A 26929-nucleotide genomic window follows, 5' to 3' on the forward strand; every position below is an offset into this window, starting at 1 on the left:
TTTCCCGTTCAACATGGTTTTCAATGTTTTGAGACGCTAAAATAAGGATAATTAAATCTGCTCTTTTGGCAGAAAGACCTGTCAGTAATTTTTTCAAATTCCGTGTCACGGGCTAAAGGGCCTTGATCTTTTGCGACAATGGTTTTAATACAATTAAAAAATAAGCCAACATTTTTAAATATATATATGAATACCAGGGGAAAATAAACATGCAAATACTAAGGTTTGAAAGTGATGATAATAAAATCTATACGGGTTGTGACTTTGATAATGAGGCTGCATCCGTGATCCAGGGTGATATTTACACTGAATTTTCCAATACCGGGAAAAGAAAACCGGTTAAAAAATTTTTAACGCCTATTTCACCCCGTGTCATCTTTTGTATTGGATTAAATTATAAACTTCATGCCAAAGAGACCGGTCTTGCATTGCCAAAGTATCCGGTTGTATTTATGAAAAATATCAGTGCGGCAGCAGCTCATCTGGATGATATTAAAATTCCATTTTCCTGTGCAAAGATACCGGAGGTGGATTATGAGGTTGAGCTTGCCGTGGTCATAAAAAAGAATGCCAGGAATGTCTTGCCGGAAAATGCCCTTGATTATGTCCTGGGATATGCCTGCGCCAATGATATTTCTGCCAGAAGATGGCAGATGCATGCAGGCGGTGGACAGTGGATAAAGGGAAAAAGCTTTGACACTTTCTGTCCCTTTGGCCCATGGATTGTGACACCGGACGAACTTGAAGATCCGGATAATCTTGATATTGAATGTGTGTTAAATGGTAACACCATGCAGAAAAGCAATACCAGTGATATGATTTTTTCGGTGGCCCAAATCATTTCATATTTATCCGAATCAGCCACCCTGGTACCAGGTACCATTATATTAACGGGAACACCAAGCGGGGTGGGGTTTATCAGAAAACCGCCTGTTTATCTTGGTCCGGGTGATGTTCTGGAAACAAGAGTTGATAAAATCGGCGTGTTGAAAAATTATGTAACCCTCGAGGAAGAATAAAAAAAGCCCGGAAGATGATTTCATCATTCCAGGCGTTTATGGAGTGAATCCGATTAGATTCTAGTTGTTCTGCTGTCTCCAGCCATTTCCCTGTCCGCCGCCCTGGCCACCTCTTCCTGACCCTTTGCCACACCCTCGTCCAAATCCTTTACCCATACCCAGTTCAGGTGAGATTTTTTTTGCAGATAACTGAAAATCTATGCGTTTGTCTCTTATCTGTTTTTGCAGGTCTGTGATTTCCTGGGATAATTTATCCAGTTTGTCTCTATCCGGCTCAGATGTCTGCATAAGCATTCTTATTTCCTGCTGTTTTGCAAGTTTTGCAGATCTGAACTCATATGTTTCATCAATGAATGCCTGGCGAAGGGTACTCAGTTCATCTCTTTGTTCCTGGGAAAGATCATTCCAGGCGCTTTGCCCCCCATATCGCGGACAGTCTTGATTGGAACCTGCACCCATTCCCCGGCCTTTGCCAGGTCCCCATGCAAATACGCTTCCTGCGACAAGTGCCACCATAAGAAGTGAACTGATGATAATAATTGATTTTTTCATAATATCCTCCAAGTTAAAGTTTAGTTTGTTAATTGGCCTTTGTGCCATTTACTGAAACTTAAATAGAGCAAAGGGTGTGCCAAAATGAAAATAAATTTTTAACATAGTGAATTTATAAGGTATAATTAAAATTATGTAATATAAGGCATTGATATTGAATCTGTGTTGTTGTATATTTTTTACCCAGGACAATGTATCCAGGTGTATATAAAGTATCCAGGATCATGATGCTAAGAATGCAATGGTTACTTAAACCAGGGGATTTTTTCCATGGTATTGTTTTTGCTTGTAATATACATTAGGTATAATTAAGAACAACCACAGTATAACGTGCATAAAGATAGAGAAAAAAATGAAAAAATATAGTTTCCCATTGGTATCACCTTTATTTCTTATTGGTGTTTTATTGATCCTCTTACCGATTTTTACGTTCATGACCCTGGACAGGCTCGAAAAACAAAAGGAATTTTTCACCCAAAGGCTTTTGGAAAAAGGGATATCTTTAATCAGGACATTTGAGGCGGGGACCCGAATCGGAATGTTCACCATGCGATGGGGTGCAAAAAGAATCCAGGCCATGCTTTTGGAGACCTCGTTGCAGCCTGAAGTTATCTATATGATGATTACATCAAAGGATGGACAAATACTGGCACACTCGGATGAATCCATGATAGGACAGATTTTTGATGCCATGCCCGGGTCGGCAGAGACAAATGAAGATATTACTTTGATCTATCACAGGGTAAGACTGCAAAAAGACCAGACCCAGGCGTTTGAAGTATTCAAACGGTTTGTTCCGATCAGGTCCGGACCCACGCGCAGGTATATGGGGATGAATGAGAGACTGTCGGACCGACATAACGTTGAAATACAAACCAAGGACTGGTGCCGGCCTTATCTTAAAAACCAGTCGGATAAGCTGCCTGAAATGGCAGAACATTATATTTTTGCCGGGCTTTCCATGGAAAGGGAAAAGATTGCCCGGGACAGGTTGCTAAAAGAGACTGTCTGGCGGGGTATCCTCTTTTTTATATTGGGATGTGTTGGTATGGTTGCTTTGTCTATCTTTCAGGCGTACAGGTCAGCAAAAGCATCTCTGACCAGTGTAAAGGCATTTTCCGATAATGTGATTCAAAACATGCCGTCAGGACTTGTTACGATTAATCGGGATCATGAAATCACATCTATGAATAGTGCGGCAAAAGATATTTTAGGAGGGGATCTGAGGCAACCATTCCCGCAAATGATTGAATTGATGCAGGAAATGGAAATTTCTCAAGGGGTTCTAACCCGTGAGATCAATCTTGCAATTGATTCCGACCATAAGGTTCGGCTGGATATCACGGCATCCCCTATCAGGGACAGCGAAAATCAAGTCATGGGATTTTTATTTCTTTTCAGGGATCTGACCCAGATTAAAGAGCTTAAAAAACAAGTGGAGACAAATAAGCGGCTTGCAGCCATTGGAAAGCTTGCAGCTGGCGTTGCTCATGAAATCAGAAATCCCTTGAGTTCCATTAAAGGGTTTGCAACCTATTTTGGCGACCGGTATGAAGATAATGCTTCTGATAAGGGAACCGCTCAAATCATGGTCAAGGAGGTGGAACGTATCAACCGATCCGTTACCCAGTTACTTGAGTTTGCAAAACCCATGGCTATTGAAAAACAACAAGTGAATATTAATGAGTTGATTGCACATTCCTTAAGACTTGTTCACCATGATCTGGATCAGAAAAAAATTGAGACAAAGGTCGATATTGATATAAAACAAGCCATAATTCACACAGACCCGGACCGGATGAACCAGGTTCTTTTAAATTTATATATCAATGCCATAGAGGCGTTGGGAGACAGAGGAAAACTTACAATTTGCGTGCAGGATGCTGAGCAGGATGGGCGAATTGAAATAAGGGTCAGGGATAATGGCATGGGGATTGATGAGGCATCCCTTGATCTGATCTTTGATCCCTATTTTACCACCCGGCCCAGCGGTACCGGGCTTGGACTTGCGATCGTTTACAGAGTTATTGAGAACCTTAATGGCAGCATTCGTGTGGAAAGTTTAAAAGGCAAGGGGACTTGTTTTATTATCAATTTGCCGGTTTCATAAAAGGATAAAAAAGACAAATGAAAAAGATACTTGTGGTTGATGATGATGCCGCCCACGCCAGAATGCTTAAAACTTTGATGGCAGACTGGGGGCATGAAATTCATCTGGCAGATGATGGGACAATTGCCGTTGAAATGGTAAAAGAGCAGCCTTTTGATATTGTTCTGATGGATATGAAAATGGTGAAAATGTCCGGCATGGAAGCATTGCAGCTTATTAAGACGTATAATCCTTCCCTGCCTGTGGTTATCATGACCGCCTATTCATCAGTTCACACAGCTGTAAAAGCTTTGAAAATCGGGGCCTATGATTATCTAACCAAACCATTGGATTTTGATAAGCTGAAACTGACCATTGAACGTATATTTGAAAGCATTTCTTTAAAAACGGAAAACAGGCATTTGAAAACCCGGTTAAAGGAGAAGTCCCTTGCCCATGATATTATTGGAAAAAGTCCTGCCATACTCTCTTTGCTGGACACCATTCACATGGTGGCGCCCACGGATGCCAATGTCCTGGTTGTTGGAGAATCGGGAACCGGTAAGGAACTGGTGTCATCTGCCGTTCATTTTAATTCTTCACGAAAAGATCAGCCGTTTGTAAGGATCAACTGTGCCGCTATTACAGAAACCCTGCTTGAGTCTGAACTTTTCGGCCATGAAAAAGGGTCATTCACCGGTGCGGATAAGAAAAGAAAGGGACGGTTTTTACTGGCAGACAAAGGCAGTATTCTTCTGGACGAAATTGGTGAAATGAGTCTTGCCATGCAGGTAAAGCTTTTGAGGGTGATCCAGGAAAAAGAGATCACACCCGTGGGAAGTGATCAAAACATTAAAACAGATGTGAGGATTATTGCCGCAACCAACAAGGATCTAAAGGAATTGTCTGAACAGGGAAGCTTTCGGCAGGATTTGTACTATAGGCTGAATGTTGTGAATATTGAGGTCCCACCCTTGAGGGAAAGAAAAGAAGATATCCCAACCCTTGCCTTGCATTTTTTAGAAAGCTTTTCAAAGAAAAACAAACGGGATATCAAAGGTTTTTCACCCGATGCCATGGATGCCATGATTCGGTATGAATGGGAAGGCAACGTCAGGGAATTGATGAATAGTGTGGAAAGGGGTGTGGTTCTTGCCAGATCCGATTATATCTGCCTGGAAGACCTTTCCTTCATAAAGGCAAAAGATGTTGACAAGATTGATGCCGGGATAGATTTTGGAAACATCAGACTTTCCAAAATAGAAGAAAAAGCCATTCTTTCCACCCTTGAGTCAGCTGAAGGCAATAAGAGTGAAACAGCCAGAAGACTTGGTATTACAAGAAAGACGTTATTAAAGAAATTAAAACAATATGGGAAAAGCTAAATCCAATGAAAAATGATATTAAAACCGTTCGATCAGTTTGTCGATCAGAAAGGTGCTTTCACGCATGGCCTGTTCACTGAACGGACCAAACCATTGGGCAATTTGGTCAAATTTTTTAATAAAAAGATGTTTGTCATTGGCTTCCAGCATTTCAAGATGCTCACTCAAGGATGCAATATAGTCTTTTAAAAGACGCCGTCGTTCCTTTGTGGCAAAAATAATTTCAGAATATAGACCACTGTCCTGGGCAAACAGCCTTCCCACCATTCCAAACTCAAGACGATAAATCGGACTTGAAAATTCAAGGGTCCTTTCAATGCGGGCATGTTTTTCATATAAAAACTGACCAAAACTAAAAGTAGCGAAATGGCGCAATGCCTGCACAATTTCCATAATTTCGTCATGTTCTCTGGCACTGGACTGAACAATAACGGCACCCCAGAGGGTGAGTTGCTCCACCAGCCATTGGCAGTGATCTGAATTTCTTCCCGGGGTAACGACAATGATCTGTTTGTCAAGGGAGCCTGCGGTGGGGCCAAATAAAGGATGAAGTCCTGTTACAGGGCCTGGATGGGATTCAAGCATTTTTTCCAATGGTCGGGTTTTGATACTGGTCAGATCGGCAAGAATGGTTTCGGGGTCAAGAAAGACTGCAATCTGTTCAATAATATCTTCAGTTTTTTCAATGGGGACACAGATAAGACAAAGATCAATATTTTTGCAAAGATTTTTTGCATTGTCCCAGTCCTCTTCCGTAAGGATTCTTAGGTCATAACCGGATTTTTGAAAGAGTGAGGCAAAAAAACGCCCCATCTGGCCACCACCGCCGATGATCAAAATTTTAGCATCCGGTCTGATGCCTTTATGCTCCATTTGATCTGTCTGTTTGACACGGGATTGCCTTAAAATGACCCGGTAAAGGTCTTCCATAAAATTCGGGTCAAGATTTGCTTTGCAGGCCTGGGCCCGAAGTTTTGAGAGAAGATCTTCTTCCCTGGCAGGATGATATACCGGAATATGGTGTTTTTTTTTTAATTTTACCACTTCTTCGACCTGGACCTGGCGTTGAGCAAGAAGACTCAGTATTTGCGAATCAATATAATCAATATTGGTTCGCAAAGGAATGATCTTTTTGTTAAATATAGATTTGTCTTTTCCCATCTTTTTTTTAAAAAAATCCTTAAACTTGAGCTATCATGAATTATTATTAAAACTTAACAATTTTAAGAACGGTTGGCAATTTTAAATTGCAAATAGGATAAGCAAGACAAAATAATATGGATGATGACTTGTTAAATCACTCTAAATGGTTTATAGAAAATTAATATTTTAACATGGAATAATGACCATAAACTAATGATGGAAACCGATATGAAAATGCTGGATGAAATTATTAAGAGAATTCGCAACCTTACCCATGATCAGCAAAAAGAGATTCTTGAAATTCTTAAAACATGGCAAGCCGGAAAACAAAGAGAACATCAACGTCTCAAAACCAAGGTGGATATTGATGTCGTGGTTGGCGACAGGGTCATTCAGACCGATGCAAAGGATATCAGTGCCGGTGGTATTTTTATTAACACATCGGGGAAATTTGAAACCAATAAAAGTGTGCGGGTCGTTTTTTCCGTTCCGGGATATGATAAGCCCTTCAAACTCCAGGGCATGATTGTCAGGGTGGAACAAAACGGACTGGCCATCAAATTTGAGAATATCACCCCCTATTTTAAGAAAATCCTTGATGATGTTATTTGGGAAAACAAAAATTCAGATGATAATTTTTCCTAACAAGGCATTTTGTTCTTTCCTTTTTGAAGCCTCTTTTTTTCGGTTTAACCACAATAAGGGTATTATATATTGCAGCCAGGGTTTCAGTTTGATTTAAAGGTATTGCTTGGATGTGTTTGTGTTTTTTGTTCTGCCTTCTTTTTTTACCTGGCAACGGTTATTATCAAGTTGGCTCGGATCAAAGGATTACATATAGATCCGGCATTTTTCGTATTTGCAAGGTTTTTATTGGGATTTATCAGTATCGTGATCCTGATGGCTCTTAAAAAGAAGAAAATCAAGGTAAAAAAGAAACGATATCTGATTGGAAGGACTATTGCCAATTGTGTTGCGGTATATTGTTTTTTTAAAGGTGTGGATTTAACATCCGTAGCCCAGGCCAACATCTTAAATATGACCTATCCGCTGTTTATCGCCATTTTTTCATGGATTTTTTTAAAGGAACAGCGTGATGCCATTGCCATCATCATTGTTATTTTAGCCTTCGCAGGGGTCTGGCTGATTCTGGCTCCGGAGGGAATGAGTTTTCATAAGAATTCATTGTGGGCGCTTGCATCAGGGATCAGTGCGGCGGTTGCTATTATGTACCTTAACCTTTCAAGACAGGTGCACGATATTGAGACCACCTTGTTTTTCCTGTTTGGCCTTGGGTCTGTGATAACTTTTATCTTCTTTTTTAATAAGATTTATCTGCCTCAATACTCAGAATTGAAATATCTTTTTTTCTGTTCATTTTTTGCCATTGCCGGTCAATATCTGCTTACCGCCGGGTTTAAATATGTGACAGCTATTGAAGGGAGTATCATCTCTTCAACACGGATTCTGCTGGCTGCTGTATTAGGCCCTGTTATTGCAATGGACCCTGTACTGACAGCTTCCGGATGGACAGGGGCATTTCTGATTTTTGCAGGCAATGTGGTTTTGACCATTAGAAAAACCAAAAGATAACGGACATACCACTCAAACGAAAAAATATTTCATGTCTTGAAAATGGTTTAGAAACAGGACCTAATGCCTGCTTTTAAACTCTTTTATCATTTCAAGCGGAAGTACCCGGATAAGTTCTGTTAAAGAAATTTGGTTCATTTTCATCAGGCCGTCATCTGCCATGGTTTTCATGCCGTTTCTGATGGCCAGCCTTTTTAACTCGGCTTCACCCGTCTTGCAACTGATGGCAAGCGTAATTTTCCGGTCAATTTCAAATAATTCGGAAATAAGTGTTCTACCGCTGTATCCTGAAAAATCACAAGCCTTGCAACCAAGTCCTTTATAAAAAGTTATGTGCTCAGGGTAGTCATTAAAAAAAAGACTCCATTCCTCTTGCGGCGGTTTGAAAGGGCGTGAACATTTTGTACAATTCCTGCGGACCAGCCTCTGGGATGCTACTCCAATAAGACTGGAGGCGATCTGATTGTAATCAATTCCCAGATCAAGCAGGCGGGATACAGCACTCACTGAATCGTTGGTATGAATTGTACTCAATAGTAAATGGCCTGTTTGGGCAGCATCGAAACCAATACCGGCAGTCTCTATATCCCGGATTTCTCCTACAAGTATGACATCAGGATCCAGCCTTAAAAAGGATCTTAGCAGCTTGGAAAATGTGAGACCGATTTTGTTGTTGATCTGGGTCTGCATGATTCCAGGGAAACTGTATTCGATCGGGTCTTCAGCAGTAATGATTTTAATTTCAGGGCTGTGGATATATTGCAGCGCCGCATATAGAGTAGAAGATTTTCCACTCCCAGTGGGGCCTGACACCAGGATCATCCCGGCAGAGCTTTTAAATAATTGCCTCAATGGTCCTAGAACATGCTTGGAATGGTTGAGATTGTCAAGACCCAGGCCCGCTTTGCGGGAATCGAGAATTCGGATGGTAATATTTTCGCCGACAATTGCAGGACAGACAGCAACCCGAAAGTCCAGATCAAATGTCTTATCATTTTCCTTGTAACTGGCTCTAAAAACACCATCTTGAGGGATTCTACGCTCAGCTATATCCAGATTTGACATTACTTTAATCCTGGAGATAATGGATTCGGGTTTAGTCTCTATTTTTTTCTTCAACCATGGTAAATCGGGTTCCTGGCATACCCCGTCGATACGGTATCTTAATTTAACCCCTTTTCTATCCTGTTCAAAGTGTATATCACTGGCTCCGTTTGAAATACCATAGTTGATAATATAATCTACCGTTTTTTTGGTTTCGGTTTCGGTTCCGGCATATAAGCTGATCCGCTGTTTTTCCCCGGCAGTCAGTTTTTCAAAATTAAATAGGTTGATATTGTCCGGAACGTTGCTGAATTCGTTTTCAGTTTCAGTGATGATTTGAAATTCTTTATTATATAAAGATGTAAAAAGTGCTTCAAATTTTTGTTCGGTAATAAAGGAGGCTTTCATATCCAAATTACGGTAAATGAGTTGAAGCTCTTCAATAGCAGTGAATCCATCAGGGTAAGTGATTCCTATCAACAATTGTTTTCCTTCAATCGTGAGGGGCAGAACCATATTTCGGCGGGCATATTTTTCAGAGACAAATTTAATCAAATCGTTTTTACGCAGCTCATCAAAGAAAAAATCATCCAACTCCATATATGGCGTATTATACTGGTGGGAGAGTGCGTTATAAAGCTGATGAAAAGTTATCAGCCCTTTGTTAATTAAAAAAGTACCTATTTTTTCTTTTGATTGGCTTTGCTCTTTTGCAGCGATTTGAAATTGAGTTTTATCAATCATGCCCTGCCGGATAAGAATTTCACCGATTTTTTTTCGTTTGTTGTGTTTTTTTAATGCCAAAGAAAGATCTTCAGGACGAATAACCCTGTTGTCACAAAGAATTTCACCAATTGTTCGCTGGCAATTCTTGTAACTTAGGGCACGGACTAAATCAACTTCTCTGAGCATCTGAAGCCTCACTGCCAGCTCTCCAATGTCAAAGGCATCTTTTTGTTTTTCAAGCAGTTCATCCAGAACATCTCTGGTAATCAGGCCTTTTTCTATGAGAGACTGGCCAAGTGTGTGGTTTTCCTTTTTATCTTTTAAAACCTTTTTTACCTGGTCGGCTTCTATTATTTCATGTTCAACGACGATTTCACCGATTTTTTTTCTTAGATCAGGATGTCCTTTTAATACCTCAAGCTGTGATGCATTTAAAAAACCTTTTTTGATCAGCAGAATGTCAAAGGAAACTTCTGCATCACTCGCCTCTTTTTTTTGGATCAAAAGGGCTTTATCTAGATCGTCCTCTGTAATAAAACCTTCTCTGATAAGCAATTCGCCGATTTTTTTTTCTTTTTGTTTTTTGGCAACAGCATTATACTTATTCACTATTCAGGATTCCTTTTTTTAATATTTTTGAAGTTTTTATTCCTGAGAGTATCCATAAAAATCAAATGAGTGTCAAGATGGAATGATAGATTTTATAGAATCCCTCCATTAATACCAATCACCTGGCCGGTAATGTATCCGGCGTCTTTTGAACATAAAAAAAGAACGGCTGCAGCAACTTCGGAAGGTTTTCCAAGCCTTCCTGCCGGTATTGTCTTTGCTATTTCCTTGAGCGGCAGACCCTCAATCATTTCGGTTTCAATAAATCCCGGTGCCACTGCATTTACAGTGATATTCCTTTTTGCAATTTCCCGGGCAAGTGCTTTGGTGGCTCCGATGAGCCCTGCTTTTGATGCTGAGTAATTAACCTGCCCTGCCTGCCCTGTCTGACCTGATGTTGAAGATATGTTGATAATTCTTCCAAAACGCTTTGGCAGCATATTTTTTACAGCAAGTCGTGTTACATTAAAAAAGCCTGTCAGATTTGTATCCAGAACATTTTGCCAATTCTCTTTTTTCATCCAGACCATGAGCATGTCATCTCTGATACCGGCATTGTTTACCAGAATATCTAGTTTCCCCTTTTCCGAGATGATTTTTTTAATGGCTTTTTCAGAGTCTTCCTTGCTTTTTACATCAAACTGAAGGAGAGTTCCTTCCCCCCCGTTGCTGATAATCTCTTTAAGAGTTGCATTTGCTTTTTCCCTGTTGGAATTGAAATTAAGGTATACAAATCGTCCTGTTCGGGCAAGCGCCTTGGCGATTGCTTTCCCAATCCCTCCACTGGCTCCTGTTACAAGAGCGATTTGAGTATCATCGGTTTTTATTTCAGGCATGTTGTCTCCTTTATCCCGGCTTAACAATTAAAACAGTATTTAGAGCCTCTTGCTGAAAAGCTGCTAACATGGCCATTACTGAACCAGAGAAGCAGCTTTGTAAGAAAATTATCACGGATTCGGTTTGAGATACAAGTAATCTTTTCTCATTTATTGAAAAAGAGACCTGAGAACCGTTTTTAACATTCCATGGATCGTCTGGCCCGAAATCTTAAAGACCTTCAAAAAATCCTGGACGATTTAACAGGGCAGGGGATTATCTATTTTGCTGTAATAGTCTATCATGAGCACTGGGCTTTGGTGGGGAATAATCTGAGTTATATTTTTGAAAATTATTTTTTCCATCAGGAATTTTTTAAGTACCTCTTGAAATCAATTTTAGTCTCTTTTGCTCTTTTTACAAGCAGACCCATACAATTTTTAATATTTTCGGGTGTATAAAGGGTGAATTCATCTTTATAGCTTTGGTTAAATAGATCCATGGCAAGCGTTTCATCAGAAAGAGTTGATTGTTTTATATTATTAATGGTGTTGACTGTAATATTCAGGGATTCTTGAATACCGGTTGCCGCAGTTTTCCCCAACAAAGGGCCCTGATGTGCAGGGCAGACAATGGACGGGTTAAATTTCTTAATAAAAGTAAGGGTTGAAAGATATGAACCGGTATGGGTGAAGAATAACGGGAGATATTCTCTGCCTGGAAAATGAAATCCAAGGCTGTCGGAGCAAAATAGAATTTTTCTTTCGTTTAAGACCCCGATAAGATTTCCAGGAGAATGGCCGTCCACTTTGATCAGATCCAGTGTGATTCGGCCAAGGTCTATTGATTGATTGTCATTAATGACCCATGATCCGTCAAGATTTGGAATTTGTTCTAATGAAGGTCTGCCGGGTTTGATGTTAAGGGCGGCCAGGCTTTTTGACATGAACATGTCCTCTTTAAACAGCAATGGTGCAGCTTTGGGATGTTCAATGAATTCTTTTGCTCCTGCTGCTGCAACAATCCTGGCTTTTGGATATCTTTTGGCAAGGCCTGGCAGTCCGGTAATATGATCGGAATGGGGGTGGGAGGAAATGATAAAATCCGGATTGATATTAAGAAGTTCCAATTGGTTGATCACCGTATCAACGATTGCTGAGATGCCTACTTCAAACAAAGCAGAGTGTCTGTCACCGATAATCAGAAACAGGTTGAAAAAATAATTGCCCAGGATAAAAATATTTTTATCAATTTCAATGGGAAATTTATTTTCAGGTATGTAATGATCTTTCATTCATTCTCCTTTTCAATCATTGCCAGGTATTCCACTATCATACTCAGGTGATTTCTTAAAGAGGGAGGTCGTAGAGAATTGATTAAAAAATTACATCAGGTGCTTGTAACATCATTCTTTTTTGTATAAATTAAAACAAGAGTTTGGAATATATCCTTAAGGAATTGATATGGCTCAGAAAGTTTTTATAACAAGAAGTGGAAAGGCAAGTTTTTCTTGCCCTGAATGCGGGAAAACCAAACAATTGAATGTTTCCAGATACAACACTGTGGATAAAGAGGTGAAACTGAAATACACCTGCACATGCAAACATATTTTTTCAGTAATTCTTGAAAGACGAAAGTATATCAGAAAAAAGGTTGATTTGCCGGGAGTTCTCATTTTGGGGAACAAAAAGTATCCCGTCAATGTGATCGATATTACAAGAGCTGGTTTAAAGATCAGAACCAAGGGGCTTTTGGAGTTACACCTTCAAGATAAAGTGGTGCTGGAATTTATCCTGGATGATCCGGGCGGATCAAAAGTATCAAAAGAGGCAATTATTAAAAAAATCAATCAAATGAATATCGGTGTCGAATTTTTCTCCCAGGATCATTATGACAAATTTGGGGCCTACATATTATTTCATTTCAAGTAAGATATGGATGGATTTTACTTTTTCGGTATCCCGATGTTGTAATGAGAGCTGACTCTTTTTAAAGAATCCTCAACTTGTAATTCAAGTTGTGCCAGTTTGATTTCAGAAAATCCAAAAAAATTTGCTTCAGCAGTGACTGAACTTTCTGCATCATCATTTTTTTCAATGGAAATCCCAATTTTGTTGCAGGTTTTATTCACAAGCCTCAGAATGATCAAAGGGATATTCGTGGTGTCAAATTTCTTGTCGTGATGTTCTTTTGCCACCTGGCAGTATTTATCGGGGATATTCCATTTTTTTAACAGGTTATACCCTTGCTCGGCATGCTGTCCCTTGATGATCTCATTTATGACGGACTTTGACGGTATGAACGGTACCTCTTTGGAATTTTTTATTTTTTCAATAACAGTAATTAAAAATAATTTTCCGATATCATGCATTAAAGAGGCAAAAAAGACCTCCTGACTGGCTTCTTCAAACCCTGCCTCCCTTGCCACCCACTGGCTGGTCAGGGCACAGACAAGGGCATGCTGCCATAAACCATTTCGATAATTTTTAATGAAAGCATCTTTTGTATTGTACAGCTTTTTCTGGGTCAGGATTATTACGATTCTTGTGATCTCATCCAGCCCCATGCGGACGATGGCTTCCCTGATGGTCATTACTTTTGACAAGCCCCTGAAAAAGGCTGAGTTGGCAACCTTTAAAATCTGACTGGACATGGCAGGGTCTGCAATGATCAGCTTTTCAATTTTGGAAATTTTAACGTCAGGTTTTTGGATTTCCATCTGAATTCTAAGAGCGGTCTTATCAAACGGGGGAAGTGTAACTGTGTCCGATTCAACATAGCTTTCAATAATTTCAAGAAATGATTGGTCTTTTTGCAACATTATCCTCCAAGCAGTCTTTTGACTTCTGCAAGCGGTCTGGGTGGTACGGGTTTGGGCAGGCATCTTAAGACTTCATCAATGGTTGTAATTCCCTTTGAAGCTTTATATATGCCGTTTTCAAACAGGGTGACCAGTCCGGCATATTCTAAACTGATTTCTCTGAGTTCATGGCTGGTTGCATTCTTTAATACAGCCTCCCGCACATATTCTTCCATCAACAGCATTTCGTGAACAGCTATCCTGCCGCTGTATCCGGTATGTCTGCAATGCCCGCATCCTTCCCCTTTGTAAAATGTACCGCCGGAAAGTTCTCCTCCATGATATCCTAACAATTTCATATCTGTTGTCCCTGGCGTTTGTTTTTTCTTACAGTTTGGGCAGATTTTCCTTAGCAGCCTCTGGGCTAGAATACAATTGATGGTGGATGAAATCAAAAAGGGTTCAATGTTCATGTTCACCAGCCTGATCAAAGCGCCGATACTGTCTTCCGTGTGGAAGGTTGTCAGCACCTGGTGTCCTGTAAGCGCGGCTTGAACAGCAACATCTGCAGAAAAAAAGTCCCTGATTTCACCGATGACAATAATATCGGGATCCTGCCGGACAATGTGGCGAAGCGTTTCTTCAAATGTTAAATTCAATTTTGTGTTAATGGAACATTGACCAATACCGTCGATGACATATTCAACCGGGTCCTCTGCCGTGATGATACTGGTCTCGATACTGTTTAAATGATCAATACAACTGTAAACGGTTGAGGTTTTTCCTGATCCTGTCGGCCCTGTAACAATTAAAACACCACTGGGGGCATTGAGCGAATTGGTGATAAAATTATCAAGCATTCTGGGTGGCATACCAAGTTCTTCCACCGTTAGAAGCTTGTCCATTTTATTGATGATCCTGAAAACTATTTTTTCCCCGTGAACAGTAACATAGGTGGAAACCCTTAAATCAACCTGATACTCTCCAAACTGAAAATCAATACGTCCACCCTGGTGCCTTCTTTTTTCGGCAATATCAAGCTGTGTTAAAATTTTAATCCGGCTGGCAATCAGGGGCATCATATCCTTTGAGTAATCTTTTATATGGTGCAGGATACCGTCAATCCTGAACCGAACCCGGAAACGGTCATGCATGGGTTCGATGTGAATATCGCTTGCTTTAGCCCGGATAGCGTTAATGATAATGGTATTTACAATGCCGACAATAGATTCATCATCCATGGTCAAAGGCTTTTTATCCTTGTTCTGTTCCCGGATCATCTTTTGAATGGCAAAGTCAATGGAGTCTTTTTTTGAAATAGCGATTTCTATTTCTTTTTTAAAAATACCCCGGGCCGAATCAACAGTCGGCTTGTGAAGCGGATCTGAAAAAGCGACAAGGACACTGTCCCCTTGCTTTTTTATGGGAACAAATTTGTTTTGCATGAAAAGTTTATACGGCACCTGATTGAAAAGATCATGGTCAAGTTCCATGAATTCCGGCTCAAGAAAAGGAAATCCCATTTGAAGGGATAACATTTCAATCAGGCTTTTTTCATCAATTGCCCGATTGTCTATAAGAATATCGCCAACCTTTCTTTTGCTTTTTTCTTCATATTGTATTCTTAAAGCATCCTCCAGATCTTTGCGGGAGATGTGTCCCAGCTCTACAAGGAGGGTTCCGACTTTGAGATTGTCACGATTTGCTTTGATGGCATGGGTGATTTTTTCGTCATTTACATACTCAAGTTCTTTTAATACGTCTAAAAGCGGCTTGGGCGGTACAAGCTTTTTTTGAATCCGTTTTGCATAATTAATGTTTTCTTTGCTCAGGTGTTTTTCTTTTAAAAGATAGAAAATAACTTTTCCAAGTTTTTCTTTTGCCGCACTGTCTTTTTTATCTGTATCAGCAGCCATGCCCATTTCCAATATATGGTTAGTATCATATTAAGACAAATAACTCAGGTTAAGTGCTTATATACTTTGGCTTGATTCAAAGTGTCAAGATGATACTGACCTTGACAAAGAAAATGGTGGCAAGTATTTATTTTATAATAAATTATTTTTTTTGGTTTTAAGGAGATTTATAATGGCTGATCACACCCCGAGACTCTTGGATGCTTTGGATGTTTTTGAAGACGGCATCTATATTATTAATGATGATTATACTGTTGAATACATGAATAAATTCATGAAAGAATTGTTTGGCGACGGGGTCGGCAGGAAATGTCATGAAGTATTGATCCAGTCTGATAAACCTTGCGAGTGGTGTAAATATGATGAAGTTTTTATTAACGATGAGATACATCGCGGTGAGGTCTATGTTAACGCTGTTGATAAAATATTTGCCATGTCAGAACTTCCGGTAACAAACCAGGACGGAACAAAATCCAAGCTCTCCTTATATCGTGATATCACGCACGCCAAGCGCCAGGAAGAGAAGCTTAAATCCTCTAAAGAAAGCTATCAAAGGCTTTTTAATCATGCTGGGTGTGGTGTGTTTATCAGCAGTAAGAAAGGGCGGTTTCTTGATGTCAACCCTGCACTGCTGAAAATGCTTGGCTATCAGGATAAGGAAGAATTTTTATCCCTTGATCTTGCAACGGATGTCTATTTGAGGCCTGAAGACAGGCGCAGATACACCGGAATCATAGAAAAAAAAGGCCGGGTAGTTGATTACGAGGTAAAATGGAGACGGCGGGACGGGCACATCCTTTATATCCTTTTAACCAGTAATGTCCGGTATGATACCCATGGGCAGATTTTAGGATATGAAGGGATTGTTGTGGAGCAAAGTCGGCGAAAAAAACATGAGCACGAAATAAAAGAGGCCCATGATTTTTTAGATAAGATCATTTCATGTTCTCCCAATGCGATTATGGCAATGGATATGAAGGGTGTTATTCGGCTGTGGAACCAGGGTGCTGAAGAGATCTTCGGGGTTAAGTCCGTTCAGGTTATCGGCAAAATGAGCATTCAGCAGATTTTTTCAAAAAAGGTGGCCAAAAAGGTCATGGAAATGATGAGGGATGAAAAATTTGGGGGCAAGGGCAGGCTGAACTCCTATCCGTTGAATTTTAAAAAGGATGCTGGTGAACTGGTTGAAGGAAATCTTTCCGTCAGCATCCTTTATGATGAAAAAGGTAACGAGCTGGCAACGGTTGGGTTATTTGTCGACTTAAAAGAGCGGCTTCAGACTGAAAGAGATCTTAGTGCAGCGAGACAGCATTTGCTCCAGTCGGAAAAACTGGCTGCCATGGGAAGGCTCACTTCCCAGATTGCCCATGAATTAAATAATCCGCTGTTTGGTATTATGAATACCTTGGAGTTGATGAAAACCGAGATTTCACCTCAAAACAAGAGGCGAAAACTTTTGGATATGTCGTTATCGGAGATTGAGCGGCTGGCAGATATGCTTAAAAAAATGCTCTCTTTTTCAAAGCCTGTCCAGGAGGAACGTGTGGAGATAGATATTAATGTGATTATTGATGAATTGATGCTGCTGTATGAAAAACGTTTCAGGGAAAACAGTATAAAAGTAAATCTTGATCTTGTTGAGAACCCGGGAGCTATTCTGGCATCCAAGGATCAATTACGTCAGGTATTTATCAATATGTTTTCCAATGCCATGTATGCCATGCCCGATGGTGGTGATCTTGAAATATCCACAAAAATTGTTTCCAAAAAGCTTTATATCACCGTCAAGGATACAGGGACCGGTATTAAGTCGGCGCATATTAAAAAGATTTTTGATTCTTTTTTTACCACCAAGACCGAGAGCGTTCAGGGGGTAGGCTTAGGGCTTTCTGTCTGCTATGGCTTTATCAAGGATCATGGCGGGGATATTGTCGTTGAGTCCGAAGAGGGACAATGGACAAAGTTTGCCATCATACTTCCCATCGCAAGCAAATAGACTGCAAAAAAACATTTCCCGGCAGTTTTTTAAATTATTTTTTTAAACCCTGATATTTTTTTCTTTTTATTCATATCGTTATTTATCCTTATGATTCGCTGAAAGTCTTTGTAATAGGCGGCATTCTCTATTTTTGAAGATAGCTATTTAATTTATTATAGTTATTATATTTATTATAATCGCTTGACAAAATAGATTATATGAAATAACTATAATAACTATAGTTATAAAAATCCCCAAAAAAGGAGGTGTTATGGAAGACACGTTGACTGTATTCACCGCAAGCAAATACTGCAATGTTTCGTCTAAAACCATTATTAATTGGGTGGAAGCCGGACACATTAAAGCGTATCGGACCGTTGGCGGGCATCGCAGGATAAAAAAGTCTGATCTTGAGACGTTTATGCGAAGCCAGGGAATCCCAATTCCTGAAGAGAAAGATGAAAGCGCCAGAAAAAAGATCCTGGTAGTAGATGATGACATGATCATTGTCGAGTCAATTGTACAGGCTTTGGAGGAAGATGAATTTGACTATGAGGTTCTTTCCGCCTCAGACGGTTTTGAGGCCGGACTCCAGGTAAGCCATTTTCATCCCGACCTTTTGATTCTTGACATTATGATGCCCGATATCAAGGGGTATGAAGTCTGTAAAAAGATTAAGACAAACGAGGAAACAAAAGATATAAAAATTATCGTATTATCCGCATACCTGGATGATGATAAGTTCGCACAGATGAAAGAATATGGTGCGGATGTCTGTTTATCAAAGCCATTGCCCCTGTCCAAGCTCAAGGATGAAGTGGCCGAATTACTAGGATTAAAATAGGAAGGAGGCAGATCATGAATTTAAAGGAATCTTTAGAAAAAAAGAGATTTGTCGTGACGTCCGAAGTACAGGTTCCCATGGGGGATGAAGAACCCGAGGCGCTTGTTGAAAGCCTTGGCAGGGTAAAAGGCCGTGTGGACGGTGTGTCCATCGCGGAAATAGAATTTGAAGGTGTTGTGAGTGATACAATTAAAACCTGTGGTCTTTTAAAAGATAATAATCTGAATGCGATTTATCAAACCACCACAAGAGATAAAAATCGATTCCAACTGCAAAAGGATCTGACACTGGCCCATGAGACCGGTGTTGAAAATCTTCTGGTTTTTACTGAAGATTACAGGATTTCAGGGGATACGCTTCAGGAATCAATGTTCTTCCATGTTGATTCAGGTAAATTGGCGTCGGTTATGGATCATTTGAAAGAAGGGGTTACAATTGAAGGAAAAGAGCTTGACAAAAAGATTGATTTTATCTTGGGTTCCGGCATTGAAACACCCTGGGGGAAAAACATGCCAAAGCGCGGCATGGAAGAAATGGAAGATATGATGAATGTGGGTACGGGGTACTTTTTAACAGCGCCTATTTTTGATATTGACCAGTTTGCCAAGTTCATGAAGCAGGTTGAGCCTTTTAAAGTTCCTGTCATCGCTGAAGTCATGATTTTGAGAACAGCAGGGATGGGCAAATTTTTGAACCGTCATTTTAAATCCGGGCTTGTACCTGAATGGGTCATACAAAAACTTGCCAAAGCACCGAATAAAAAGAAGGCAAGTGCGGAGCTTTTTGCTGATACAGTCAACAGTCTGAAAGATATCTGTCAGGGAGTTCATATCATTTCTATCGGCGGTGCTGATAACCTGGTGGAGTATCTGAATGCAGCCAAATTAAGATAAGGGAGAATTTTAAAATGGCAGAGGCAATTAAGATTGATGAACTTGATATTGAGTTTAAAGATGAGGTTTTATCAAAGGTACCGGATGCGAACTTTGATCTTTGTCTGGCGTGCGGAACCTGCACGGGGGGGTGTGCAGCCTCGGAATTGTTTGACATGGATCCAAGAAAGCTCATCAGAATGTTGAATTTGGGGTTGGATGAGGAGATACAAAAATTAGATTGGAAATGGGTTTGCAGTATGTGCGGACGATGCGTGGCGGCCTGTCCCATGAATATCAATGTGCCGGCATTGATTTTTAATTTGCGTGCCAGTGTTCCCAGGGAAAAAAGACCCAAAGGTATCCTTGGTTCATGTGATCAGCATATCAGAACCGGAAGTGCCATGGGAGCTGCAAAGGATGATTTTGAATTCACCGTGCTGGATGTGGCGGAAGAGATCCGGGAAGATCAGCCGGGATTTGAGGACCTTCAGGTGTCTGTGGACCGGGTGGGTGCCACAATGGTATTGAACCAGAACTCCAGGGAACCTGTGACTGAGCCCGAAGAAATGGCTCCTTTATGGAAAATTCTTCACACGGTGGGTGCGGACTGGACGTATCCGTCCGTAATGTGGGCTGGAGAAAATTATTGCATGTTCATGGCAGATAATGAGGGATGGAAATATATCATTGAAGAGTTTGCTTACCATGTGGACAATAATTTAAAAAGCCCCCTTGTGGTCAATACCGAGTGAGGGCACTCATACTTTGCGATCCTGGAAGGATTGCGAAAATTCAATATCCCCCATAAATTTAAACTGATAACGATTATCGAACTTTATGCCCAGTGGATAAAGGAAGGTAAACTAAAGGTCAATTCTGACTGGAATAAGGATATCAGAGCAAAGTTTACAATACAGGACCCTTGCAATATCGGAAGAAAAAGCGGGTCCAATAAAATTGTGGATGATTTAAGATTTGTTATTAAAACCGTTGTAGGAGAACAAAATTTTATTGATACCGTCCCCAACCGGGATAATAATTATTGCTGCGGCGGCGGCGGCGGTGCCCTGCAGGCCGGGTTTCCAGACCAGCGAAGGGCCTACGGAAAAATAAAATTTAACCAGATCATGTCAACCGGTGCTACCTATGTAATTGCTCCCTGTCATAATTGCCATGGACAGATTGAAGACATTGGTCATCACTTTGGCGGCAATTACCATGTTGTCCATTTGTGGACGGTTATCTGTCTTGCCATGGGCGTACTGGGTGAAGAAGAACGAACCTATCTTGGGCCGGATCTGGCTGAAGTGGGACTATAAATAAGGAGGGTTCCAAATGGCCGAAAAAGGTACCAGAAAAGGTAAAGGATCGGTAATGGTAGTTGGTGCCGGTATAGCAGGTATTCAGTCATCCCTGGATCTGGCGGATTCTGGATATTTTGTATACCTGGTAGATAAAAACACAGCCATTGGCGGAGCAATGGCACAATTGGACAAGACCTTTCCCACAAACGACTGCTCAATGTGTATCATATCCCCGAAACTTGTTGAGGCAGGACGTCATCTCAATATTGAGCTTTTGACCATGACTGAAATTGAAGAAGTCACGGGAGAAGAAGGCAATTTTACCGTTAAATTAAAGGAAAAGCCCCGATTTATAGATATCGAAAGATGTACCGCCTGCGGAGAGTGCGCCGAGGTGTGTCCGGTAGAACTTCCCAGCAAGTTTGATGAAGAGCTTCGGGACAGGAAAGCCGCATTCAAGCTGTATCCCCAGGCAATGCCGTCGGGCTTTGCTATAGAGAAAAAAGACAAGGCTCCGTGCCGCCTGACCTGTCCTGCCGGACTCAATGTGCAAGGGTATGTTCAGATGGTGAAAGAGGGCAAGTATAAGGAATCCCTGGAAATTATCATGGAACAGCTCCCATTGCCGGGCGTGCTTGGCCGGGTCTGTCCTCATGAATGTGAAGATGCCTGTAGAAGATGCCAGGTAGATGAACCGATTGCCATCCGGGATCTGAAGCGTTTGGCAGCAGACAGTTTTGATGCCAGAGAAGTGGAAATTAAATGTGCTGAAAAGATCGGTAAAAAAGTGGCCGTCATCGGCTCCGGTCCGGCCGGATTATCCGCTGCCTATCATTTGGCAAAACAGGGAGTTGATGCAACCATATTCGAAGCATTGTCCCAGGCCGGCGGTATGCTCAGGGTCGGTATTCCTGAACACCGCCTGCCAAGACAAGTGCTGGACAAGGATATTGAAGTTGTGAGCAACCTCGGTGTAGACCTCAAGCTGAATACTCGTCTTGGGAAAGATTTTACCGTGGACAGCCTCATGGCTGACGGCTATGATGCAGTCTTCTTAGGGTTGGGTGCTCACAAGGGTGTCGAACTGGGTATTCCGGGTGAAGATCTTGAAGGGGTTCGCCAGGGGGTTGATTTCTTAAGAGAACTCAACCTGACCGGAACAACAAAGGTCGGAAAAAAGGTCTGCATCATCGGCGGTGGTAATGTGGCCATTGATGTGGCAAGGTCTGCGGTTCGACTGGGAGCGCAAAAGGTCACTATCCTGTATCGAAGGACAAGAAAAGAAATGCCTGCCTGGGAAGAGGAAATCTGTGCCGCAGAAGATGAAGACGCTAAGATTACGTATCTTGCGGCTCCCCAGAAAGTCATTGAAGAAAACGGCCAAGTCAAGGCCTTAAGGGTTATTAAAATGGAACTGGGTGAGCCGGATTCTTCAGGGCGAAGACGTCCTGTTCCCATACCGGGAAGTGAATATGACATTAAAATTGATCAACTTATCCCTGCCATCGGTCAAAGGCCGGATCTTTCTGCATTAGAAGATCTTGCCGGCTTGAAGATCAGCAAATGGAACACCACCCAGGTCAACCCGGTCACCCTTGCCACGGATAAAGAAGGGGTGTTTGCAGGCGGTGATGTTCAGACAGGCCCGGGTGTTGCCATCGGTGCCATTGCCGCCGGTATGGAAGCGGCTGAATCTATTGTTCGATACCTCAAAGGTATGGACATGGAAGAAGGCAGACAGCTTGCCGTAGTTGAAAATCATGAGTTCAGGCCGGTGAGTGTTGATATGGAACCTGAAAACCGGTATAAGATGCCGGAACTTGCCGCAGCTGAAAGGGTCGGTAATTTTAAGGAAGTGGAACTTGGATATGGTGAAAAAGAGGGTCAAAAAGAAGCCGCAAGATGCCTGAACTGCGGATATTGCTCAGAGTGTATGCAGTGTGTGGATGCCTGTCTTGCCAATGCAGTGGATCATTCCATGCAGGGCCGGGAGCATATCATTGATGTGGGTGCCATTATTCTTTCCCCGGGGTTTACACCTTTTGAACCCACCCGGATGGTCTCATACTGCTACGGGCACAGCCCCAATATTATGACCAGTGTGGAATTTGAAAGAATTCTGTCTGCATCCGGCCCCTATGGCGGTCATCTTGTAAGGCCATCTGATAATACGGAACCTGAAAAGATTGCCTGGCTCCAATGTGTCGGATCAAGGGACATTAATAAAGGGGATCATTCCTATTGTTCCGGTGTCTGCTGCATGTATGCCAATAAACAGGCTGTCATTGCAAAGGAGCACAGTGACAAGGGACTGGATGCCGCCATTTTTTTCATGGACATGAGAACCCATGGGAAAGATTTTGATAAATACAATATCAGGGCTCAGGATGACAGCGGCGTCCGGTTTGTCAGATCCAGAATCCATTCTGTTTTCCCGGAACCCGGTGACAGGTACCGGATTGTATATTCCACTGAAGCCGGGAGCATGGTTGAAGAAATTTTTGACATGGTGGTCCTTTCCATAGGTCTATCACCGAATAAAGATGCCCTGGAACTTGCGGACAAGATCGGGATAGAACTCAACAGCCACGGGTTTGCCAAAACCGACAACCTGTCCCCTGTCTGTACCAGCAAAAAAGGGATTTATGTCTGCGGAACCTTTCAGGAGCCCAAGGACATCCCTGCCTCTGTCATGGAGGCATCTGCTGCCGCCGCCACAGCATCCCTGGCATTGAAGGACGGCAGGTGGAGCGAGACAAAAACCAGAGAATTACCGCCTGAGAGCGATTTTTCCGGACAAAATCCCCGCATCGGTGTGTTTGTCTGTAATTGTGGTATCAATATCGGCGGGATTGCTGATGTGCCGGCAGTCAGGGATTATGCAGCAACACTTCCCTGGGTCGTCCATGTGGAGGACAACCTTTTTACCTGTTCCCAGGATGCCCAGGATCATATGAAAGAGGTTATCCAGGAGCAGGAACTCAACCGGGTAGTGGTGGCATCGTGTTCACCCAGAACACATGAACCCCTGTTCCAGGAGACAATAAGAGATGCCGGCCTGAACAAATACCTGTTTGAGATGGCGAATATCAGGGATCAGAATACCTGGGTCCATATGAAAGAACCGGAAAAAGCAACACAAAAAGCAAAAGAACTGGTTCGAATGGCCGTGGCAAAAGCTGCATTAGTGGAACCCTTGCACCAGGTCAGCCTGGATATTAAAAAGTCTGTCCTTGTGGTGGGCGGTGGTGCGGCAGGGATGGAAGCCGCGCTTAGCGCAGCCGGCCAGGGAGTTGATGTTCACCTGGTGGAAAAGACAGGCGTACTTGGCGGGATTGCAAGGAACCTGAATGCCACCTGGCAGGGAGAAGATATACAAAATTACCTTGAGGATCTTATAGCAAAAACTAATGCCAGTGACGTCATTAACCTGTATCTTGACACCGAAGTTGAGGCTTTTACAGGCTCCATGGGTAATTTTGTTACCACCATAAAAACCAATGGGACTAATGGGACCAATGGGACCACTCAGCAGATGGTCATTGAACATGGGGCGGTTATTCTTGCCACCGGGGGAAAGGAATTTAAACCTTCCGAGTACCTCTACACAGACCATCCGGATGTACTCACCCACCTGGATATGGACGCGGCTTTGCGGGAAGGGGACGCACGAATTGAAAAGGCAAAGGCCATTGTTTTTATCCAGTGCGTTGGATCCAGAAACAATGAAAATCCTTATTGCAGTAAGGTCTGCTGTACCCACAGCCTGAAAAGTGCCATTGCGTTAAAAACAATGGATAGAAGAAAAAGAGTTTATGTGGTTTACCGGGATATCAGAACCTATGGCTTTAGAGAAGATCTTTACCAAAAGGCACGGGAACTGGGTGTTCTGTTCATCCGGTATGATCTGGAAAAAATGCCGACAGTGAGGGAAAATTCCAACAAAGAACTGGAAATTTCGGCCATTGACCACGTTCTCCAGATGCCGGTAACCATTCGTCCTGATCTGGTCGTATTGGCCTCGGGTATTGTTCCGGGAGACAACAAGAAATTGTTTGAAAAATTTAAAGTACCGACAAACAGTGAGGGATTCCTTGTGGAAGCCCACGCAAAGTTGAGACCGGTTGACTTTGCATCAGACGGGTTGTTTGTGGCGGGTCTGGCCCATTATCCCAAACCCCTTGAAGAAAGTATTGCCCAGGCAAGAGCTGCTGTGGCCCGTGCCATGACCATTCTCTCCAGAGATTCTTTGATGGTGGGCGGCGTTGTGGCAGAGGTCACCCCGGAAAAATGTGCGGTTTGCCTGACCTGTGTTAGGACCTGTCCTTACGACATTCCCTATATCCATGCAGATGGATATGCCCTGATTGATGCAGCCGAGTGTCATGGGTGTGGTGCCTGTGTGGCGGAATGTCCGGGCAAGGCCATTAAACTGAATCATTTTACAGATGAGCAGATTATAGCAAAGATGGATGCACTTTTTGAAGAGGCATAATATTAAACTATTCATCAACTTTGATTAATGGAGGTAAATAATGACCCAGGAAGTTGAACCCCAGGAATTTGAACCCAAAATAGTCGCGTTTTGCTGTCAATACTGAGCTTATGCAGCCGGGGACCTGGCAGGTTCCATGAGACTATCCTATCCTTCCAACATAAAAGTTATCCAGGTGCCATGCACGGGACGGGTGGATATCCTTTATTTGCTCAATGCCATTGAAGACGGAGCAGACGGTGTATACGTGGCAGGATGCCTTGAAGGTGAGTGTCATTACATAGAAGGTAATCTTAAGGCCCGAAGAAAGGTGGAGTATGTGAAAAAAACCCTGACTGAACTGGGGATCGAGCCTGAAAGGGTGGAGATGTATAATCTTTCTTCAGCACAGGGGGCACGGTTTGCCGAGATTGCTATTGAGATGGCGGACAAAATCAAGGCGTTGGGACCCACTCCGGTAAAGAGCAGTCATGCGGCGTGAGACCAAAGAATTTAAAATGAGTAATTAAATAGAGGTGAATCATGATTGTAGCAGATCGGAAGTCTCTTCAAGAGATATTAGAGATGGTTAAGGACGATAAAAAGATTCTCATCGTTGGATGCAAAGGGTGCGTTACTGTCTGCAATGTCGGCGGGTTAAAGGAAGTTGAAATACTGGCATCTTCAATGAAAATTGCCAGAAAAAAACAGGGCGTCCACATTGACATTGATATTAATGTTTTGGAAAGACAGTGTGACACCGAATATGTGGCAGGAATCAGTGAAAGTGTAAATGACTATGATGCAGTGATCTCTCTTGCCTGCGGCGTGGGCCCCCAGTTTTTATCTGAAATGTACAAAGACCAGATATTTTATCCAGGCGTCAATACCACCTTTTTCGGTGGTGCCACCCAGCACGGGGTTTGGGAAGAACGGTGTGCAGGCTGTGGTACCTGTGCTATCCATAATTTCGGCGGCTTGTGCCCCATTGCCAGATGTGCGAAAAGTCTTTTAAATGGCCCCTGCGGCGGTTCATCCAATGGCGTTTGCGAAATCAACAAAGATACTGAATGTATCTGGGATGCCATTGTCAGAAAGAAAATTGATGCCGGAGAACTTGAAGACCTCATCGGTGTAAAAGGCATTAAAGACTGGAGAACGGCAAGGGATGGCGGTCCGAGAAGAAGTATCAGGGAAGAATTGGTTCAGGGAAATATTTAAAACACAAAGGAGAGAACCAAAATGAGTGAGCTTAAATCAGGAAGTAATCTTGAAAAGGTTCTGAAAGCCGGACATTTCGCATTTACAGGAGAATGCGGGCCCCCAAAAGGTGCCAATGTGGAGCATCTTATAGAAAAATTTCAATATCTGAAAGGCAATGTAGATGCCGTCAATATAACCGATAACCAGACCGCCGTTGTGAGAATGTCTTCTCTTGCCGCATCAAAGCTATTGATTGATGAAGGCCTTGAACCCAATTTCCAGATGGTCTGCAGGGATCGAAACCGTCTGGCAATAATGAGCGATATTCTGGGTGCCTATGCTTTGGGTATCAGGAATATGCTCTGTCTTTCCGGTGATCACCAGACATTCGGCAATCATCCCCAGGCAAAAAATGTCCATGATATTGATTCCATGCAATTGATTGCCCTGGTAAAGAAAATGCGGGACCAGGGAAAATTCTTAAATGATGAAGTCATTGATGTTGCCCCGAAAATGTTTGTGGGAGCTGCCTGCAACCCCTTTGCAGACCCCTATGAAT

21 protein-coding genes are annotated in these 26929 nt (G+C 42.2%); 14 read left to right on the top strand and 7 right to left on the bottom strand.

Going from position 1 to position 26929, the window contains the following annotated elements; all coding sequences use genetic code 11:
• The first annotated feature begins 209 nt into the window (after positions 1–209).
• Positions 210–1019, top strand: a complete 810-nt coding sequence (locus K8S13_RS13300) for a fumarylacetoacetate hydrolase family protein (protein ID WP_291463158.1) — start codon at positions 210–212, stop codon at positions 1017–1019.
• 60 nt (positions 1020–1079) lie between these two features.
• Here the strand turns inward: K8S13_RS13300 and K8S13_RS13305 are convergent, their stop codons facing one another.
• Positions 1080–1571 carry a Spy/CpxP family protein refolding chaperone gene (locus tag K8S13_RS13305; protein ID WP_291463160.1) on the bottom strand — a complete coding sequence of 164 codons (492 nt, stop codon included), beginning with the start codon at positions 1569–1571 and terminating at the stop codon, positions 1080–1082.
• A gap of 352 nt (positions 1572–1923) precedes the next feature.
• On the opposite strand from K8S13_RS13305, the gene K8S13_RS13310 reads away from it, so the two are divergent.
• Complete coding sequence (locus K8S13_RS13310) at positions 1924–3681, top strand: ATP-binding protein (RefSeq protein WP_291463162.1); 1758 nt, start codon at positions 1924–1926, stop codon at positions 3679–3681.
• Between the two features lie 17 nt (positions 3682–3698).
• A complete protein-coding gene (locus K8S13_RS13315; RefSeq protein ID WP_291463164.1) occupies positions 3699–5045 on the top strand; it encodes a sigma-54 dependent transcriptional regulator in 1347 nt (448 codons plus the stop codon).
• Between the two features lie 18 nt (positions 5046–5063).
• Here the strand turns inward: K8S13_RS13315 and tyrA are convergent, their stop codons facing one another.
• A complete protein-coding gene (gene tyrA / locus K8S13_RS13320) occupies positions 5064–6206 on the bottom strand; it encodes a bifunctional chorismate mutase/prephenate dehydrogenase (RefSeq protein WP_291463166.1) in 1143 nt (380 codons plus the stop codon).
• 210 nt (positions 6207–6416) lie between these two features.
• Here tyrA and K8S13_RS13325 point away from each other — a divergent pair, with 210 nt between their 5' ends.
• Both K8S13_RS13325 and K8S13_RS13330 read left to right on the top strand, forming a co-directional pair.
• Positions 6417–6833, top strand: coding sequence for a PilZ domain-containing protein (locus K8S13_RS13325; RefSeq protein ID WP_291463167.1), 417 nt, complete (start codon positions 6417–6419; stop codon positions 6831–6833).
• A gap of 69 nt (positions 6834–6902) precedes the next feature.
• Complete coding sequence (locus tag K8S13_RS13330; protein ID WP_291463169.1) at positions 6903–7781, top strand: DMT family transporter; 879 nt, start codon at positions 6903–6905, stop codon at positions 7779–7781.
• A gap of 60 nt (positions 7782–7841) precedes the next feature.
• Here the strand turns inward: K8S13_RS13330 and K8S13_RS13335 are convergent, their stop codons facing one another.
• The 3 genes from K8S13_RS13335 to K8S13_RS13345 form a co-directional block, all read right to left on the bottom strand.
• Positions 7842–10160, bottom strand: coding sequence for a GspE/PulE family protein (locus K8S13_RS13335; protein WP_291463171.1), 2319 nt, complete (start codon positions 10158–10160; stop codon positions 7842–7844).
• A gap of 92 nt (positions 10161–10252) precedes the next feature.
• Positions 10253–10996, bottom strand: a complete 744-nt coding sequence (fabG, locus tag K8S13_RS13340; protein WP_291463173.1) for a 3-oxoacyl-ACP reductase FabG — start codon at positions 10994–10996, stop codon at positions 10253–10255.
• A 344-nt stretch (positions 10997–11340) separates the two neighbouring features.
• The gene (locus K8S13_RS13345) at positions 11341–12270 is read right to left on the bottom strand and encodes an MBL fold metallo-hydrolase (protein WP_291463174.1); all 930 of its coding nucleotides are present in this window, start codon (positions 12268–12270) and stop codon (positions 11341–11343) included.
• 169 nt (positions 12271–12439) lie between these two features.
• Between K8S13_RS13345 and K8S13_RS13350 the strand changes: the two genes are divergently transcribed.
• Positions 12440–12907 (top strand): PilZ domain-containing protein, encoded by a 468-nt coding sequence (locus K8S13_RS13350; RefSeq protein ID WP_291463176.1) that lies wholly within the window; start codon positions 12440–12442, stop codon positions 12905–12907.
• Between the two features lie 14 nt (positions 12908–12921).
• Here K8S13_RS13350 and K8S13_RS13355 read toward each other — a convergent pair whose 3' ends face one another.
• Both K8S13_RS13355 and K8S13_RS13360 read right to left on the bottom strand, forming a co-directional pair.
• Complete coding sequence (locus K8S13_RS13355) at positions 12922–13797, bottom strand: HDOD domain-containing protein (protein ID WP_291463178.1); 876 nt, start codon at positions 13795–13797, stop codon at positions 12922–12924.
• Positions 13797–15692: a GspE/PulE family protein gene (locus K8S13_RS13360; protein ID WP_291463180.1), complete on the bottom strand. Its 1896-nt coding sequence runs from the start codon at positions 15690–15692 to the stop codon at positions 13797–13799. Before K8S13_RS13360 ends, K8S13_RS13355 begins: the two co-directional genes overlap by 1 nt.
• Positions 15693–15864: 172 nt before the next feature.
• Here K8S13_RS13360 and K8S13_RS13365 point away from each other — a divergent pair, with 172 nt between their 5' ends.
• From K8S13_RS13365 to K8S13_RS13400, 8 genes are all read left to right on the top strand, one after another.
• Positions 15865–17688 carry a PAS domain S-box protein gene (locus K8S13_RS13365; RefSeq protein WP_291463181.1) on the top strand — a complete coding sequence of 608 codons (1824 nt, stop codon included), beginning with the start codon at positions 15865–15867 and terminating at the stop codon, positions 17686–17688.
• Positions 17689–17941: 253 nt separating this feature from the next.
• On the top strand, positions 17942–18514 hold the full coding sequence (locus K8S13_RS13370) for a response regulator (protein ID WP_291463182.1): 573 nt from the start codon (positions 17942–17944) through the stop codon (positions 18512–18514).
• Between the two features lie 14 nt (positions 18515–18528).
• On the top strand, positions 18529–19407 hold the full coding sequence (locus tag K8S13_RS13375) for a methylenetetrahydrofolate reductase (RefSeq protein WP_291463184.1): 879 nt from the start codon (positions 18529–18531) through the stop codon (positions 19405–19407).
• Positions 19408–19421: 14 nt separating this feature from the next.
• A complete protein-coding gene (locus K8S13_RS13380; RefSeq protein WP_291463186.1) occupies positions 19422–20708 on the top strand; it encodes a (Fe-S)-binding protein in 1287 nt (428 codons plus the stop codon).
• Between the two features lie 16 nt (positions 20709–20724).
• A complete protein-coding gene (locus K8S13_RS13385) occupies positions 20725–25188 on the top strand; it encodes an NAD(P)-binding protein (protein ID WP_291463187.1) in 4464 nt (1487 codons plus the stop codon).
• A gap of 40 nt (positions 25189–25228) precedes the next feature.
• Positions 25229–25669, top strand: coding sequence for a hydrogenase iron-sulfur subunit (locus K8S13_RS13390; RefSeq protein WP_291463188.1), 441 nt, complete (start codon positions 25229–25231; stop codon positions 25667–25669).
• A gap of 41 nt (positions 25670–25710) precedes the next feature.
• Positions 25711–26388, top strand: a complete 678-nt coding sequence (locus K8S13_RS13395; RefSeq protein ID WP_291463190.1) for a methylenetetrahydrofolate reductase C-terminal domain-containing protein — start codon at positions 25711–25713, stop codon at positions 26386–26388.
• A 21-nt stretch (positions 26389–26409) separates the two neighbouring features.
• A partial coding sequence (locus K8S13_RS13400) for a methylenetetrahydrofolate reductase (RefSeq protein WP_291463192.1) occupies positions 26410–26929 on the top strand: 520 nt, incomplete at its 3' end.

This window comes from Desulfobacula sp., assembly GCF_021107415.1.